This window comes from Streptomyces sp. NPDC041135 (assembly GCF_055592085.1).
Genome location: NZ_JBVIYZ010000007.1, coordinates 31,057 through 45,437 on the forward strand (window position 1 = coordinate 31,057; position 14,381 = coordinate 45,437).

12 protein-coding genes are annotated in these 14,381 nt (G+C 71.1%); 7 read left to right on the forward strand and 5 right to left on the reverse strand.

Annotated elements, in window-relative coordinates:
• Window positions 1–62: 62 nt before the first annotated feature.
• A complete protein-coding gene (locus ACZ6CZ_RS18115) occupies window positions 63–662 on the reverse strand; it encodes a TetR/AcrR family transcriptional regulator (RefSeq protein WP_469021736.1) in 600 nt (199 codons plus the stop codon).
• A gap of 170 nt (window positions 663–832) precedes the next feature.
• On the opposite strand from ACZ6CZ_RS18115, the gene ACZ6CZ_RS18120 reads away from it, so the two are divergent.
• On the forward strand, window positions 833–1,681 hold the full coding sequence (locus tag ACZ6CZ_RS18120) for an alpha/beta fold hydrolase (RefSeq protein WP_469021739.1): 849 nt from the start codon (window positions 833–835) through the stop codon (window positions 1,679–1,681).
• A gap of 323 nt (window positions 1,682–2,004) precedes the next feature.
• On the opposite strand, the gene ACZ6CZ_RS18125 is transcribed toward ACZ6CZ_RS18120, so the two are convergent.
• Window positions 2,005–3,474: an FG-GAP-like repeat-containing protein gene (locus ACZ6CZ_RS18125; RefSeq protein ID WP_469021741.1), complete on the reverse strand. Its 1,470-nt coding sequence runs from the start codon at window positions 3,472–3,474 to the stop codon at window positions 2,005–2,007.
• Between the two features lie 172 nt (window positions 3,475–3,646).
• On the opposite strand from ACZ6CZ_RS18125, the gene ACZ6CZ_RS18130 reads away from it, so the two are divergent.
• A complete protein-coding gene (locus ACZ6CZ_RS18130; protein WP_469021743.1) occupies window positions 3,647–4,540 on the forward strand; it encodes a hypothetical protein in 894 nt (297 codons plus the stop codon).
• A gap of 88 nt (window positions 4,541–4,628) precedes the next feature.
• On the opposite strand, the gene ACZ6CZ_RS18135 is transcribed toward ACZ6CZ_RS18130, so the two are convergent.
• Entirely contained in the window at window positions 4,629–5,663 is a 1,035-nt protein-coding gene (locus ACZ6CZ_RS18135) for a LacI family DNA-binding transcriptional regulator (RefSeq protein WP_469021747.1), read from the reverse strand.
• 136 nt (window positions 5,664–5,799) lie between these two features.
• On the opposite strand from ACZ6CZ_RS18135, the gene ACZ6CZ_RS18140 reads away from it, so the two are divergent.
• From ACZ6CZ_RS18140 to ACZ6CZ_RS18155, 4 genes are read left to right on the forward strand one after another with little or no spacing between them, the layout of a single operon-like run.
• Window positions 5,800–7,098, forward strand: coding sequence for an ABC transporter substrate-binding protein (locus tag ACZ6CZ_RS18140; protein ID WP_469021750.1), 1,299 nt, complete (start codon window positions 5,800–5,802; stop codon window positions 7,096–7,098).
• A 7-nt stretch (window positions 7,099–7,105) separates the two neighbouring features.
• Complete coding sequence (locus ACZ6CZ_RS18145) at window positions 7,106–8,062, forward strand: carbohydrate ABC transporter permease (RefSeq protein WP_469021752.1); 957 nt, start codon at window positions 7,106–7,108, stop codon at window positions 8,060–8,062.
• Window positions 8,059–8,877: a carbohydrate ABC transporter permease gene (locus ACZ6CZ_RS18150; protein WP_469021754.1), complete on the forward strand. Its 819-nt coding sequence runs from the start codon at window positions 8,059–8,061 to the stop codon at window positions 8,875–8,877. Before ACZ6CZ_RS18145 ends, ACZ6CZ_RS18150 begins: the two co-directional genes overlap by 4 nt.
• A complete protein-coding gene (locus tag ACZ6CZ_RS18155) occupies window positions 8,874–11,279 on the forward strand; it encodes a beta-xylosidase/alpha-l-arabinosidase (RefSeq protein WP_469021758.1) in 2,406 nt (801 codons plus the stop codon). Before ACZ6CZ_RS18150 ends, ACZ6CZ_RS18155 begins: the two co-directional genes overlap by 4 nt.
• Window positions 11,280–11,538: 259 nt before the next feature.
• On the opposite strand, the gene ACZ6CZ_RS18160 is transcribed toward ACZ6CZ_RS18155, so the two are convergent.
• Window positions 11,539–12,063: a 2'-5' RNA ligase family protein gene (locus ACZ6CZ_RS18160; protein ID WP_469021761.1), complete on the reverse strand. Its 525-nt coding sequence runs from the start codon at window positions 12,061–12,063 to the stop codon at window positions 11,539–11,541.
• A 65-nt stretch (window positions 12,064–12,128) separates the two neighbouring features.
• A complete protein-coding gene (locus tag ACZ6CZ_RS18165) occupies window positions 12,129–12,824 on the reverse strand; it encodes an alpha/beta fold hydrolase (RefSeq protein ID WP_469021763.1) in 696 nt (231 codons plus the stop codon).
• Window positions 12,825–13,131: 307 nt separating this feature from the next.
• On the opposite strand from ACZ6CZ_RS18165, the gene ACZ6CZ_RS18170 reads away from it, so the two are divergent.
• Entirely contained in the window at window positions 13,132–14,331 is a 1,200-nt protein-coding gene (locus ACZ6CZ_RS18170; RefSeq protein ID WP_469021766.1) for a PP2C family protein-serine/threonine phosphatase, read from the forward strand.
• Window positions 14,332–14,381 lie beyond the last annotated feature (50 nt).

Here is a 14,381-nt window from a genome sequence, read left to right on the forward strand (position 1 = left end):
GCAACCGTGGTGGCGCTCCAAGTCCCCATAGGTGTCAGCCCGGCCCGGTCGAGCCTCGGCAGTCATTCGCCGGACAGCGCCGCCCGTACGATCGCTGCGGCCGCGCGGCCCGCCGCGAGTACGGGGGCGGTGCTGCGCGCGGCTCGGCCGAGCATGAAGGCTCCTTCGAGCAGGGCGATCACCGAACTCGCCGTCTCACGCGCGGTCGGCTGCGGGATGCCACCTGCGGCGTAGTAGGCGGCGAGGCCCTCGATCCAGCTGTCGAAGACCTCTGACGTGGCGATGCGCAGCCGCTCGTCGGTGCTGGCCACCTCCAGTGCGACGGTGGCGATCGGGCAGGGGTCGGCGAAGTCGAGTTCGCTCAGGGTGGTCGCCGCGGCGGTGAAGAAGTCGCCGGTTGCCGCGGCCCTGTCCTCGTTCGGTTCCAGGTCCGCCGCCACGAGGCCGAGATAGACGGCCCCCGATGTGCGGATCACCTCCTCGCCCAACTGCGCCTTTCCGCCTGGGAAGAAGTGGTAGATCGAACCGAACGGCGCCTCGGCGGTCTCAGCGATCTGCTTCATGCCCGTTCCGGTGTAGCCACTGCGCCGGAACAGCTCGGTGCCGGCGGTGACGATGCGCTGCCTGGTGTCTCGTGGGCTGGTGTTCCTGCTGTCGCTCACGGTGGAGCCTCCGGAGGGCGGCCGTTGTCGGTTGCGGTGCCGGGTGCGTTGTCGGTTGCGCCGGGTGCGTTGTCGAATCTGCGGTCTGCGTCTGTCGCCTTCAGTCATCGTCCATCCTCTCACTAGAACGATCTATCAAGTGGCTGTGCGACCGAGCCGGAGGCTATGCCATGCCCGAGATCGAGCTGAGCGCAGGAACCATCGACTACGAGGACACGGGCGGTGACGGCCCCGCGATGGTCCTCGTCCACGGCCTCGGTTTCGACGGGTCGGTCTGGGCCGAGGTGGTCTTCGACCTGCGGACCGACTTCCGCGTACTGGTCCCCGTACTGCCGATCGGCAGCCACCGGCGTCCGATGCGGCCCGACGCGGACCTGTCCGCGCACGGCATCGCGGCGCTGCTGGCCGAGTTCATGGACCGCCTGGATCTGAAGGACGTCACCCTCGTCCAGAACGACACCGGAACAGCGCAACTCCTCGTCGGCGTACGCGACGACCGTATCGCCCGGCTCGTCCTCACCTCCTGCGAGGCGCTGGACAATTACCCCCCGGGTGTCCAGGGAAGGACGCTCGACCGAGCCAGCAGGATTCCCGGCGGCCTCTTCCTGCTTCTCCAGTCCTTCCGCTTCCCGGCCCTGGCCCGCATGCAGACGTCACTCGGCGGGATGGCGAAGAAGCGGCTCCCGAAGGAGCTGATCACCCGCTGGTACGGCCCGCTGCTGCGCAGCCGGGCCATCCGGCGTGACCTCGCCAAGTTCTGCCGGGCCGCGGACCCGGACTGCTACACGAAGGCCGCCGCGAACCTGCCTTCCTTCACCCGGCCGGCGCTGGTCGCCTGGGGCGCCGAGGACCGCATGATGCCGCCCGCGACGGGGCGCCGTCTCGCGGAGTTGCTGCCCAACGCGCGTTACGTGGAGATACCCGACGCCCGCACCCTGGTCCAGTTCGACAACCCGGCCGCCCTCACCGCGGAGCTACGCCGTTTCGTCAAGGAACATCCGCTGCCCGGAGGGCACTGAGCGGGACCTCGCGACCGAGTCGGTGGCTACGGCGGGCCGTCCTCGCCTCGGTCGTCTGCCTGCACCCGCTCCGCCCGGCCTCCGGCGCACTGGTGCGGATCGGCGTGGGCTCGAGGACGAACGTGTGGGGCGTCAACTCCGCCGGCACCATCTACCGCTGCACCGGCGACCTGCCGAGCTGACCCACCGGCCGCACAGGTGACCGGTGCGCCATGGCGGGGGCCGCCGGCGGCCCCCGCCGTGGCGCTTCCGCGCCGCGTGCGCCCGCGCCGGCCGGCCGGCGCCTCGTGTGCCCGGCCCTGACCGGCCGCCTGGCTATCCCCTCAGGAGCCCGACATGGTGTCGCCGAACATGGGGTCGTCCCCGGACTTGCCGATGCCCACGGACGACGCGCCGAAGTTCACCGCGCCGGTGGTCGTGACGCCGGCGGTGGAGCCGCGCAGGACCCACACGGCGCCGTCGTCGCTGTTCTCGCCGCCCGCGCCCACCGACAGCTCGGCGCGGCCGTCCTTGTTGTGGTCGGCGAGGTGGACGGCGCCGCCGAACAGGTCCGACGACTCATTGGCGCCGGGGACGCCCGTGCTGTCCTGGTTGAAGGACTGGGCGCCGGTCGCCGTCAGGCCGGAGGCGCCGCCGCGCAGCACCCAGACGCTGCCCGCCTGGTCCGCCGAGCCGATGCTCTCGAAGTCGGCGCCGATCGCGAGGTCCGGGTAGCGGTCACCGTTCACGTCGCCCGCGGCGAGCGCGCCGCCGAAGGAGTCGTCGGACTCGTCCGCTCCCGGCACGCCGGCGGTGTCCTGGCTGAAGACGGCGTTGCGCGCGGTGTCGACGCCCGCCGCGCCGCCGTAGAACACGGTGACGTAACCGCCCTTCGCGGTCTGGTCCATGACGTCGACGAAGTCGGTGCCGACGGCCAGGTCGTCGTGCCCGTCGCGGTCGAAGTCGGCCACGGTGAGTGCGCCCGCGTACCCCTGGCCCGCCTCGGTCTGCAGGGTGGGCCCGGTGGGGGCGCCCCGGTAGACGAAGTTGCCCGCGGAGGACCCCACCACCAGGTCGTCCGCGCCGTCGTCGTCGAAGTTCCCGGCGGCCAGTTGGACGGCGCCCCTGGGGTAGGCGCCGGACTCGATCCGCGCGTCGAAGCGCAGCTTCCCGGCCGCGCCGCCGGACCTGGTGAAGCCGCCCTTGAAGATCCACACGTCCTTGCCGGTGGAGCCGACCGCCAGATCGGCCTTCCCGTCACCGGTGAAGTCGCCGACGGCGAGGGACTGGCCGAACCGGTCGTGGCCCGACGCGTTCGGGTCGCTGATCGTCGTACCGCCCGACAGGCCGGACGAGCTGCCCCACAGGATCGTGACCGAACCGCCGTCCACGTCGCCGTCGACGTCCTCGAGCGGTGTACCCACGACGAGGTCGCCGTAGCCGTCGTGGTCGAGGTCGCCGTGGGCGAGTTCGGTGCCGAAGCGGTCGTCGGTCTCCGAACCGCCCGGCACGCCGGCGGAGTCCTGCGAGGTGGTCTTGTGGTGCGCGGCGCTGATCCCGCTCGGCGAACCGTAGGTGACGACCACGGCGCCCGCCTTCGCCTTCCCGCCCGCGACGGCGCCCGGGGCGCCGGTGGCCAGATCGCGGTAGCCGTCACCGTTGAAGTCGTCGGCGAGGCCGGACGTGGCGGCACTCGCGCCGCCGGGAAGGGTGACGAGCAGGCCGCCGGCCAGCGCGGCCGCGACCGCGGTGGCGCCCAGGACGACGGGACGCCGGGAGCGCTTGTGCGAGGACGGGGATGGGGTCGGGGACATGAATTCCTCTCCAGGGACTGCGTGCGGCCTCAGAGACGACCTCTGGTGAGCCTGAAGGGTTGTACGGGGAGGGAGAGGTACGGGGAGCGGTACCGGTTCCGGCGGGACCGCGATCGGAAGACCCACCGGGGCCTCGGATACCACCGTCCCGGACACCGCCTAGGGTGTGCCGGTGATCTTCAAGAGGAAGCCGAAGCCCGTGGACCTCGGCGCTGCCATATCCGAGCTGGAGCAGGCCGTCGGGGCTCGCGACGGTGCTCGTACCGAACGCGCCTTCACCGCCGCGCTCAACAGCCTGCAACGGGCCACGGACGCCGAACGCGTCCCGGCGGGCCCCCGGTTGGCGGCGCTGATCCCCGCGTTCCCGCCCGACGAGGAGATCATCGACGGCGTCCTGTTGGCTCGCCTGGGCGGTGCCGGGCACGAGGCGACGCGGTTGGCGCTGGCCTGGTGCTCGGCCGAGCAGTGGCAGCCGCCCGCGCTGGCCGTCCTGTGCCGCAGCGCGGAGGTGCGCCGCCGGCACGCGTCCTCGCTCCGCGCGGCCTGCCGCGACCTGGCGGCTCTGGAGCGGCACGACCTCAAGTGCCTGGCCCACGCCCTGGCGGTCCTGGACGACGAGCCCCTGCTGGTGCTGCACCGGCCCACCGGGCGCGGGTTCGAGGTGCGCATCGGCGGCATCGGGGACAACTTCCAATTGCACACACTGCTCGCCCACGTCCTCGTCGGCGGCGGTCACCTGCCCGGCACGGCTCCCTCGGCCGAGAGCGTCCGTCTCGCCACGGCTCCCGAGCCCGCCCGTGAACGGTCCGCGGCCGTCGCGACCGGGGCCTTCGAACTCCTCGCCCCGGACGGCGAGCGGATCTGGAACGAAGGGCTGCCCGAGGACATCCCGCTGGTCGAGGGGCACCGCCTGCTCGTGCTCGACGAGCCGCTGTACCAGCGCAGTTGGAACGCCGACCGGTTCTTCCCCCATCTCCCGGGAACGGCAGAGCTGACCCGCGTCCTGTCCCACGACGAGGCACGAACCTGGTTCGCCCGAACGGCGTTCGCCGGCACCTCCCGGTAGTGCTCACATTCCGGTGGCGCCCACGTCCCGGTAACGCTCACATCCGGTAGTGCTCCGTACCCGCCGGCACTGCGCGATCGGGTGGTTCTCAACCCGCCGCGGGCGGCGCCGTGCTCTGGCGGATCACCAGGTGTGTGGCCAGTTCCATGCGCGTGGCGGTCTTCTTGGCGCCCGCGGGCCGCAGCAGCATCCGGGCCGCCTCCTCGGCCATGTGCTGCAGCGGCTGGTGGACGGTGGTCAGCGGCGGGCTCGACCACTGCGCCAGCGGCACGTCGTCGTACCCCACGACCGACAGGTCCTCGGGCACGCTCAGGCCCAGGACGCGTGCGGCCTCCAGGACGCCCAGCGCCTGGAGGTCGCTGCCGGCGAAGATCGCCGTCGGCCGGTGGGGCTTCCGCAGCAGGTCCATGGCGTGCTCGAAGCCGCTGCGGACGTGGAAGTCACCGAAGCGCACCATGCGCGGCTCGACGTCGAGGCCGGCCATGGCCATCGCCGAGCGGAATCCGTCCAGGCGGGCCCGGGAACACATCACCTCCTCGGGGCCGGTGATGACGGCGACGCGGGTGTGCCCCTGGTCGGTGAGGTGGCGTGTGGCGGCCAGGCCGCCCGCCCAGTTGGCGGAACCGACGGACGGGACGTCGGGGTCGGGATCGCCGGCCGGGTCCACGAGGACGAACGGGATGGCCCGTGAGGCCAGTTGTCGCTTGACGTCCGGCGGCAGGATCGAGAAGACCAGGAGCACCCCCAGCGGACGGCGGCGCAGCACCCCTTCGATCCACTCGGGTCCGGGGGCCTGCCGTGTCCCGCTCTCCGTGAGCGCGACGGTCGCGTTGTTCTGCCGGGCGACGTGTTCCACGCCCCGGATGAGTTCCATCGCCCAGACGCTCTCCAGTTCGTGGAAGACGATTTCGATGAGCGGGGCCGGCAAGGGCCCCTGCGACCGTCGGCGGTAGCCGTGGGCCTTTAGGAGCTGCTCGATCCGGGCCCGGGTGGCGGGAGCGACATCCGAACGACCGTTGAGCACTTTCGAAACTGTCGAAAGGGAGACACCGGCTTCCCTGGCCACCGTCGACAGGGTGACTCGGCCATCCACCTCGTTCTCTACCTGCATGGGGCGCAGCATAGGTCATGGCGCGCGGTAACGGTTTGGACGCGTGCGCGCAACACCGTTGACCCGTAGTTCACCTTGCCTCTAATGTCTCGCCGCAGAACTTTCGGAGATACCGGCGAAACTTTCGAACCTCTCGAAGGGGTTGAGCATGCGTACACGGATGTCCCGAGTGCTCGTCTGCGCCACGAGCCTCACCCTCACGGCGGGTCTCGCGGCTTGCGGCAACGGCAGTGGCGCGGGCGGCTCGGACGACGGCAAGATCCACGTGCTGGTCTACGGGGACGCGAGCAACAAGGTCGAGAAGCAGATCGTCGCCAGCTTCAACAAGACGTCGGACGTCAAGGTCGTCCTCGACACCATCCCCGGTGCGGACTACCAGCAGAAGCTGCAGACGATCATCAACACCGCGCAGGCGCCCGACGTCTTCTTCAACTGGGGCGGCGGCAGCATCCAGCCGTTCGTCAAGGCAGGGTTGCTGATGCCGCTGGACGACATGATCAAGAAGGACCCGGGCCTGGACGACAAGTTCCTGCCCGCCGTCTTCAACAGCGCCGTCATCGACGGCAAGCCCTACGGCATACCCATGCGCGGCACCCAGCCGGTGCTGCTGTTCAACAACAAGAAGGTGCTCGACGACGCGGGCGTGCAGCCGCCCAGGACGTGGGAGCAGCTGCTGGACGCGGTCAAGCAGCTGAAGGCCAAGGGCGTCACCCCGATCGCCCTCGGCGGGGGCGACCAGTGGCCGACGCTGATGTGGTTCGAGTACATCTACGACCGCGTCGCCGGACCGGAGCTGTTCAAGAAGGCGCTCGGCGGGGACAAGGACGCGTGGGCCAGCGCGGACAGCAAGAAGGCGCTCGCCCAGCTCAAGGAACTGGCCGATGCCGGGGCCTTCGGTAAGAACTACGACTCGGTGAAGTACACCAACGGCGCCTCGCCGGCGCTGGTGGCCTCCGGCAAGGCCGGCTTCGAGCTGATGGGCTCGTGGTACTACGCGCAGCAGCAGAAGGACGCGAAGGACTTCGCCGCCAAGGGCCTCGGCTACACCACCTTCCCGACCATCAGCGGCGGCAAGGGCGACCCGTCCGACGTGGTCGGCAACACCAACAACTTCTACTCGGTGCTGAAGAAGACCAAGCACCCCGAGGCCGTCGCCAAGTTCCTCAAGCTCATGTACTCGGACGAGTTCGTGAAGGCGCAGCTCTCCATCGGCAACCTGCCCACGACCACCAACACCCCGAAGTTCCTCGGCACCTCGGCCAGCCCCACGTACTCGCGCTTCCAGTACGGCCTCGTGGCCAAGGCGAAGTCGTTCCAGCTGTCGTGGGACCAGGCCTACCCGCCGTCAGCGATCACGCCCATCCACCAGGCCGTTCAGCAGTTCCTCGACGGGCAGCTCGACGCGGACGGCTTCATCAAGGCCATGCAGGCCCTGCCGACCGAGTGAGCCGCTCATGACCACACAGACGACCGACGCTCCACCCGCGGCCGCGGCCTCCAAGAGGACCCGGACGCGGGCGGGAGGGCCCTACATCGCCCACGGCACGCGCCCGAGTGTCCTCTGGGCGCTCCCGGCCACCGTGTTCTTCGCCCTGTTCGCCATCGCTCCGCTGATCATGGTGGCGGTGCTGTCCTTCATGAGCTGGAACGGCCTGGGCTCACCGCGGTTCGTCGGGATGGAGAACTGGAACCGCATCATCGACGACCCGGTGATGCTCAAGAGTGTCTGGCTCACCCTGCTGCTCACCGCCCTGGGCGTGGCCATCCAGACGCCGCTGAGCATCGTGCTCGGCGTGTGGGCGGCCGGGGAGCAGCGCAACCGGGCCGTGCTGTCGGCGATCTACTTCGTCCCGCTGCTGCTGTCCTCCACCGCCGTGTCGGTGCTCTGGCGGGCGCTGCTGGACCCGAACTTCGGTCTGCCCGCGCGGATGACCTGGCTGTTCGGGGACGGCAACCTGTTCGGTGAGCAGGCCTCGGCCATCGGGGTGCTCGCGTTCGTCAGCACCTGGCAGTTCACACCGTTCCACACGCTGATCTACCAGGGCGCCGCCCGCGCCGTCCCGCACGTGCTGTACCAGGCGGCCGCGATCGACGGGGCGGGACGCTACCGCCAGTTCTTCCACATCACCCTGCCGCAGCTGCGCAACTCGGTGATCACCTCGATGATCCTGATGATCGTCGGTGGGCTCACCACCTTCGAGACGGTGCTCATCCTGACCCAGGGCGGGCCGGGCACCGACACGACGATCAGCGCCTACTACATGTACCAGAAGGCCTTCAAGGGCTTCGACTTCGGCGCCGGTTCGGCCATCGCGCTCTGTCTGGTCGTCGCGGCCACGATCATTTCGCTGATCGTCGTCCGCGTCTCCGGCTACGACAAGATGCGCAGTTCCATGGAGGGTGTCTCGTGAAGCCACGCCCCAACTACCTGGCCGGCGCCGGTTCGATCGTCTGGCTGGTCCTGGTGGGTCTGCCGCTGTACGTGATGCTGGCGGCGACGCTGCGCTCCCGGCAGGACTACACGAGGAACGCCCCGCTGTCCTTCCCGCACGACTTCACCCTGGACAACTACACCGGCGCCTTCGACTCGGGCTTCGGCCAGTACTTCCTGAACACCATCATCGTCACCGTCTGCGTCGTCGGCGTGGTGCTGCTGCTCGTACCGCCCCTGGCGTACGCGATCATCCGCAGCCGCGGCCGGGTCGCCTCGCAGATCTTCCGGCTGTTCCTGCTGGGGCTGGCGATCCCCGCCCAGGCCGTCATCGTCCCGATGTTCTACCTGATCAGCGAGGCGGGCCTGTACGACAACCTCCTCGGTGTCATCCTGCCCACCGCCGCCTTCTGCCTGCCGATGTCGACGCTCATCCTCAGCGGGGCGATGCGCGACATCTCCCCGGAGCTGTTCGAGGCCATGACGATGGACGGGGCGACGCCGCGGCGGATGTTCCTCCAGCTCGTGGTGCCGCTCTCGCGCGGCGGACTGTCCACGATCGTGGTCTTCTCCGCGCTCCAGGCGTGGAACGGCTTCCTGTTCCCGCTCGTCCTGACCCAGTCCGACTCGACCAAGGTGATCACCTTGGGTCTGTACAACTTCCAGACCGAGCACGGCGTCGACATCCCCGGTCTGCTGGGCGCTGTGACGCTGTCCATGGTGCCCGTCCTGCTCGTCTACCTGTTCGCCCGCAAGGCCCTCGTCCAGGGCCTGATGGGCGTGGGAGGAAAGTGACCGCCAACGTGGCCGCAGAGACCACCCCCGAAGCCCCCATCTGGAACGACCCCGCCCAGGACGTCGCGACCCGCGTGTCGGCGCTGATCGACGCGATGACCCTGGAGGAGAAGATTGCTCAGCTGTACGGCGTGTGGGTCGGCGCGTCCGACGAGGGCGGCGAAGTCGCCCCGCACCAGCACGACCTGGAGGAGGCGGTCGATCTCGACGCCCTCCTGCCGGCCGGTCTGGGACAGCTGACCCGGCCGTTCGGCACCGTGCCCGTCGACCCCGCGCTCGGCGCGCTCTCCCTGCTGCGCAGCCAGGTCCGGATCGCCTCGGCGAACCGCTTCGGCATCCCGGCCCTGGCCCACGAGGAGTGCCTGGCGGGGTTCGCCACCTGGGGTGCCACCGCCTACCCCGTTCCTCTGTCCTGGGGCGCCACCTTCGACCCCGGCCTGATCCGCCGGATGGCCGCCGCGATCGGCCGCGACATGCGTTCCGTCGGCGTCCACCAGGGCCTCGCGCCCGTCCTGGACGTGGTACGCGACGCACGCTGGGGCCGCGTCGAGGAGACCATCGGAGAAGACCCCTACCTCGTCGGCAGCATCGGCACCGCCTACGTGCAGGGCCTGCAGTCGACCGGCATCGTGGCCACCCTCAAGCACTTCGCGGGTTACTCCGCCTCGCGGGCCGCCCGCAACCTCGCGCCCGTCGGCATGGGTCCCCGCGAGCGGGCCGACGTGCTCCTGCCGCCCTTCGAGATGGCCGTGATCGAGGGCGGAGCGGACTCCGTCATGCACGCCTACACCGACACCGACGGCATACCCTCGGCGGCCGACGAGGACCTCCTCACCGGACTGCTCCGCGACACCTGGGGCTTCGCCGGCACGGTCGTCGCCGACTACTTCGGCATCGCGTTCCTCAAGACCCTGCACGGCATCGCGGCGGACTGGACGGAGGCCGCGGCCGCGGCCCTGCGGGCCGGCGTCGACGTGGAACTGCCCACCGTCAAGACGTTCGGCGCTCCCCTCGCCGAGGCCGTCGCGGCCGGCCGGATACCGGAGTCGCTCATCGACCGCGCCCTGCGCCGGGTGCTCACCCAGAAGGTCGGGCTCGGCCTGCTCGACGCCGATCACGACCTCGTTCCCGCCGCGCTGGCCGGAGCCGACCTGGACGACCCGGAGTCCCTGCGCGGCACGATCGACCTGGACTCGCCCGCCAACCGGGACCTGGCCCGCACCGTCGCCGAGGAAGCCGTCGTCCTGCTGCACAACGACGGCACCCTCCCACTGGCCCGGCCGCGCCGCATCGCCCTCATCGGCCCCAACGGCACCGAGCCCACGGCCGTACTCGGCTGCTACTCCTTCCCCCAGCACGTCGGTGTGCACCACCCGCAGACACCGACGGGGATCGACCTGCCCACGCTGCACGACGCCCTCCTGCGCGAGTTCCCGGACGCGGAGATCACCGTCGTACGCGGCACCGGTGTCGACGACGGCGCCACCGCCGGTATCGCCGAAGCCGTCCACACCGCACGCGGGGCCGACGTCGTGATCGCGGCGCTGGGAGACCGGGCCGGCCTCTTCGGCCGCGGCACCAGCGGGGAGGGCTGCGACGCGGAGTCGCTGGCCCTGCCGGGCGCCCAGCAGCAGCTGCTCGACGCCCTGCTCGGCACCGGAGTGCCGGTGGTGACGGTGCTGCTCACGGGCAGGCCCTACGCCCTCGGGCGCGCCACGGCCGAGGCCGCCGCGATCGTGCAGTCCTTCTTCCCCGGCGTCGAGGGAACCACCGCCATCGCCGGCGTGCTGAGCGGCCGGACGAACCCCTCCGGACGACTGCCCGTCAGCGTGCCGCGCGGCTCCGGCGCCCGGTCCGACACGTACCTCGGCGCCCGGCTCGCCCAGGCCAGCGACGTCTCGGACATCGATCCCAGCGCGGCCTTCGCGTTCGGGCACGGCCTGTCCTACTCGTCGTTCCACTGGGACGACCTGGTGGTCGAGCGGCAGGAGGCGGAGACCGACGGCGAGTTCTCCCTCACCTTCACGGTGCGCAACACGAGTGAGCGGCACGGCACCGAAGTCGTCCAGCTGTATCTGCACGACCCGGTCGCCTCCGTCGTCCAGCCGGTGCAGCGTCTCGTCGGCTACGCCCGGGTCCCGCTGGCCCCGGGCGAGGCCCGGCGGCTGCGGGTGACCGTGCCGGCCGACCTCGCGTCCTTCACCGGCCGCGACGGACGACGGGTCGTCGAACCGGGCGAACTGCACCTGCGCCTGGCGGCCTCCAGCGCCGACGTCCGCCTGACGGCGACGGTCACCCTGACCGGCCCGGCACGCCCCGTGGACCACACCCGGCGCTTCCACGCCCACTTCGACCAGGAGGCAGCCCGGCTGACCCGACCGGAGACCCGGACCGCCGCCTGACACCGCGCGGCGGGGGCGTCCCCGGGACGCGAGCGAGACCGGGCTCACCGACGTCGGTGAGCCCGGTCGGCGTTGACAGCCTCACGCGGCGGCTCTCGTCACGCCGCCACGACAGGTCTGCATCTCGGGACACGGCCTGGACACCGCGCCACGAACGGGAACAACGGCGGCGAACAGCCCCACGCCCCCTGCGGGTGGCTTCGCCGGGTGGGCATTCACAGCCGCTCCGCCGAAGTCGTCCACCACGTGCGTTCTGCCCTCATTCCAGGACCTCCAGCGCGCCACTCCGGGTGTCGTAACTGCGCAGGGTCGTGAGCCGGACGGACAGCGGCGGCGCCGGCAGCAGCTCAGGCACCCGCCGGTCGGTGAAGGCACCGGCCCGCCGTGTGCGGCCGAGGGTGATGTGGGGGCTCCAGCGCCCGGGTTCGTGCAACGGGTTGAGGGTCTCGGGCGGGCTGTCCGAGGCCACCGCCTCCCACACCCTGCGGTGCAGGTCGGCCAGCGCGGAGTCCAGGTCCAGCGCCCAGGCCAGCACCGACGTGGGCCGCTCGAAGCGGACCAGGCCGGTGAACCGCACCGGTAGCGGCAGGGCGGCTGCCACCTCGGCGAGTTCCCAGCGGATCGGGGCGGTCAGCTCCGGGCAGGCGGCGAGGGTGAGGTGCGGGCTGTTGGTCGGTGAGCGGTGACGCGCCTGACTGGGCAGCCCCGCGTCCGCAAGTCGCCGCCAGGCCTCCCGGACCGCCAGCTCCGCCGCCTCGTCCAACAGAAGCTCGACCGTACGCACCCCGGTAGCCTACTGGCGGCCGTGCACAGTCCCGCCACCCGCCACCCGCAGCGCGCTCGCCGCGGTCAGCCGGCCGTGGTGAGGAGGATCTGTGCCAGTTCGCGCGGCTGGGAGAACATCGGCCAGTGGCCGGTGGCCATCTCGATCAGCCGCCAGTGCTCGCTGGTGAGCAGCTCGGCGACGTCGTCGCTCGGCTCGGGATCGCCGAGCGTGCACTTGATGTACGTCGTCGGCAGGTCACGAAGCGGCTTGTCCACGATCGCGGGCTCGGTCAGCGTCGCGCCCGGGTGGGGCGTCGAGCCGCCCACGATCCGTGCGATCTGCTCCGCGGTGAGACCATGCCCCTCGAAGTGGGCCGCGGCCGCGACCGGCCAGTATCCCCCGTTCTCGGCGATCGATGCCCGCATCGTCTCCCCGCCGTCCGGCCAGGCGGAGACGAACGGTTCGCCGTCGGCGGGGACACTGGAGTCGACGTAGACCACGCCCGCCAAGCGGTCACCGATCCGTCCGGCGGCCTGACCGACCGGGATGCCCGAGTAGCTGTGACCGACCAGGATGACGTCGCGCAGATCCTGGCGCTCGACCTCGTCGACGATGTCCTGGACGTGGGTCTGCTGCCCGGCCGGCACGCCCTGCCGCTCGGCGAGGCCGGACAGGGTCAGCGGGTGGACGCCGTGGCCGGCCGCGCGCAGCCGCGGCACCACGTCGTCCCACGCCCACGATCCGAGCCGCGCCCCCGCCACCAGCACGTAGTTCGCCATGGCCACACCCTAACGAAGCGGCGATCCGGTAATCGCCCCGCCGGTCCTCGCCACAGTGCGGAGGGGGCGGATTGTTGAGGCCCGCACTGAGGTGAGAGTCTTGTGGGGATCGTCGCCCGACCGCCCTGTGCACGGCTCGGGGTGGAACGGTCTCGCTGCTGTCGTTCCGCCCGGCTTCATGCCTGGGGACCCCGGTGTCGTGTGCCTGTCGATCTGCGGGTCCCGGGTGGTCTTGCACTGGTAGGGGATTGATCATGGCGGAACAGTCGGATGCGGGCGGCACGAGTTCCGGGCTGCGGCGGTGGAGATGACGGCGGACGGTCTGGCGCGGGCGTTGACCGGGCTGCTGGAGGCCAGTCATACGGCGCCGTTCGAGCAGTTGCCCCGGCTGCTCGACGCCGCGGCGGTGGCGGCGGGTGCGGGCGGGGCCCGGCTGTTCGTGGCGGATCTCCAGGAAGAGGTGCTGCGCGAGGTCACCGGGGTCGGTCTCGACGCGGGCGGAGGCGGCGAGCAGTACCGGATCGAGGGCACGTTGCCGGGCCGCGCCTTCCAGGTCATCGGGGCCACCTCGCCCGCGCGTGGCGGCGGGTGCTGGATGCCGGTGCTGGACGGCGCCGAACGTCTGGGCGTCCTGCACGTCACGGCCGGCCCCGGTGACCGCGGCAGGCCCGACGAGGAGGTGATGCGGGCGCTGGCGTCGATGGCGGGTCTGCTGCTGGTGTCCAAGCGGGCCAACAGCGACTCCCACGCCCGGCTGACCCGCACCCGGCCGATGGGCGTCCCGGCCGAACTGCAGTGGACCATGATGCCGCCGCGGACCTTCTCCGACCGGCGGGCCACCGTCAGCGCCTTCATGGAACCGGCCTACGACGTGGCCGGCGACGCCTACGAGTACGCGCTCGCCGGTGACGTCCTGCACCTGGCGGTCTTCGACGCGATGGGCCACGACACCTCGGCCGGCCTGACCGCCGCGCTGGCGATGGCCACCTGCCGCAGCCACCGCCGCGCCGGTGCGACCCTCCCGGATGCCAGCGAGGCCATCGAGGACACCCTCGTCAGGCAGTTCGGCCACAGCCGCTACGCCACCGGCATCCTCGGGGACCTGGAACTGGACACCGGCACGTTCAGCTGGGTCAACCGCGGCCACATGCTGCCGGTACTCATCCGCGGCGGCCGCTGGGCCAGCACCCTGCGCTGCCCGCCGGCCGGACCGATGGGCAGCGGGTTCAACCTGCCGATCAAGCAGTCCACCGAGCAGCTGGAGCCCGGCGACCGGCTGCTGCTGTTCACCGACGGCATCACCGAGGCCCGGGACGGCGACGGCCGGGAGTTCGGCGTGGAGCGGTTCACCGAGTTCATCATCCGCCACCACGCCGACAACCTGCCCGTCGACGAGACGCTGCGCCGGCTGATGCACGCCGTCATGGACTACCACCGCGGGCGGCTCCACGACGACGCGACCGTCCTGTTCTGCGAATGGCACGGCCCGGACGCCTCGGCGGGGTGAAAACCGCCGAGGCATGCGGCTGCCCTGCCGGGAGCGGGTGCGACGGCTGT